The following is a 1,889-nucleotide window of genomic DNA, read 5'->3' on the forward strand; positions in this document are numbered from 1 at the left end:
AGGTAGTCAGGGTAGATCCTGTTCTTGCCGGCTGCCTCACGGATGATGTCGCCGATCTTGACTTGGTTGCCCTTGCTACGGGCCAGATTGAGCGACTTGCCTTGCTGATCGAATGACCCTGGCGTCTTGACGTTAGGCCGTAGGAAGATAACCGCCGCCACCACCGCCGCGGCAGCTGCCGCTGAAATGATGGCAATGGTTGCAGCCTCAAGGCCCTTGGGCTCAGGGTAGATCCGAACGTCGTCCTCTGGGCTAAACAGTTTCGAATCCCAATGCTCTGGATCAATCAGCAAGCCGTTTATTTCGATGCTGATAGGCGGAGATGTACGGCGCTCATAGCTCTTGACGTTGATCGAAAGCCACTTATCAAGCGTCATCACCGACTCGGTGTAATGCTTTTCTAGAGGTTCGCCCTCAAGCTTACTGGGGAAAATGCTGATCAAAGTGAAAGCTCGCTCTAGGATATCGTTCAAGAAACTTGTTAAGTGGCTTCACGGAAACACCCGTCTGGAGCATTTCCATACCGTGAAGGCGTCCGTCTACTTCAACGACCAGCCCCACGTGAACGCAGATTGCTCCACGCCAAAGGCAGACGATCGCGCCTACCCTTGGCTCACAAGGAACCATTGCGCCGGTGCATTCATGAGCAGCCTTGGTGAACTCACGAGCCATCGTGTGCCGGACATGTCCCCAGCTAGGTAGAAGCGGGAGGCCATAAACCTCATGCCTCACTGCGCGGACAAGTCCCCAGCAGTCCAGCCGCTGAATACCGTCCACGACCTCGCCTCTCCCACCGTCCAGGTAGGCGGCAGAGAAATAGTCATTGAGGGCCATATCAGACGTACCGTAAGCCGGGAGCGAAGTCCAAGGTGTACTTGCGGCGGGGCCAAGCAAGGTTCAACAGGTCGTAGTAGCCGGAGGACAGCTGAGAGGTGACGCCCTGGATATACCCGCCCTTCACCTTCATCCTGTAAGGCTTCTCAGCCGGGCCGGACAGATCGCTGGACAGATACACCCTGAACACCAAACTAATAACCTGTCTGGTATCCAAGGCTTCATCGATCAGCTGCTGAGACTCGCCGGTGACGTTATCAATGGCGAAGTTCAGCGTCTGATTCCCGCTGTTGTCTCGCTTGGGCAGGGCCACATCCATACCGCAGGCTTGGTATGTCACCACCTCGCCTGTTTCGGTTGCAGCCATCACATCCTCATAGGCCTTACACAGATAGACAGACTTATCCCAGGCAGGACAAGACAGCTCCAGAGTGGCGATCTTTACATCCGATCCGCCTGATGCGTAAAACTGCTCCAGAACCGTCATCGTCCTACCCTTCTAAGTCCATAGGTCTGCTCGAATGCCTTAGCTGCCGGCCCGCCCTGGTGAATGTTCGATACGAACACGTCCATGGTCATGCCGCCGCCTGAGTTGTTGATCTGCTGAACCTGCCCAGCCTTGTTGGCGTCCTCATGAAGATTGACTACCACGCCGCCACCGCCCGACTTGCCAGGAGCGGTACCAGCCAGACCGGCATTGCCATTCGGCGCGTAGCCTTTACGCAGTGACTCAACCGTTGCCACACCACCCGCCCGTGCAATGTCAGCCTGTGACCAGACCACCTCGCCTTTGTGGACGATACCGGCTGGGTCGTACTTACCACCCGGACCGGTATAACCACCCTCAGAGAACCCACCTGTAGCCGCCCCTGCAATTGCCGAGGAAGCCGCTGCAATCGCTGCCGCTGCAAATGGTGCCGTAGCCGCTGCTGCTGTGGCCGCTGCTGCTGGAGCCAATGCAGGACCAACGATAGGAATAGCCGCGGTAGAAGCGAAGGCGTTCAATGCGGCCAAGTTAACCTCAGCTGTAGACTGGCCTGTCACAGCAGCGGCAT

At 56.9% G+C, this 1,889-nt stretch carries 2 protein-coding genes and 2 pseudogenes; all 4 read right to left on the minus strand.

What is annotated here, in order from left to right; all coding sequences use genetic code 11:
- Positions 1-377 (minus strand): annotated as a pseudogene (locus PLU01S_RS25050) (host specificity factor TipJ family phage tail protein); the annotation flags it as partial.
- Positions 378-420: 43 nt separating this feature from the next.
- Positions 421-834 (minus strand): hypothetical protein, encoded by a 414-nt coding sequence (locus tag PLU01S_RS25055; RefSeq protein ID WP_084339967.1) that lies wholly within the window; start codon positions 832-834, stop codon positions 421-423.
- Position 835: 1 nt separating this feature from the next.
- Positions 836-1,321 (minus strand): DUF1833 family protein, encoded by a 486-nt coding sequence (locus tag PLU01S_RS25060; protein WP_084339969.1) that lies wholly within the window; start codon positions 1,319-1,321, stop codon positions 836-838.
- Positions 1,318-1,889, minus strand: a pseudogene (locus PLU01S_RS25065) (tail tape measure protein); the annotation flags it as partial. The gene PLU01S_RS25060 and the pseudogene PLU01S_RS25065, both read right to left, overlap by 4 nt.

It is taken from the genome of Pseudomonas luteola NBRC 103146 (assembly GCF_002091675.1).
Lineage (GTDB): Bacteria > Pseudomonadota > Gammaproteobacteria > Pseudomonadales > Pseudomonadaceae > Chryseomonas > Chryseomonas luteola.

Coding starts and splice junctions, on each gene's coding strand:
- PLU01S_RS25060 (WP_084339969.1), bottom strand. CDS start 1,321: ATGACGGTTCTGGAGCAGTTTTACGCATCAGGCGGATCGGATGTAAAG.
- PLU01S_RS25055 (WP_084339967.1), bottom strand. CDS start 834: ATGGCCCTCAATGACTATTTCTCTGCCGCCTACCTGGACGGTGGGAGA.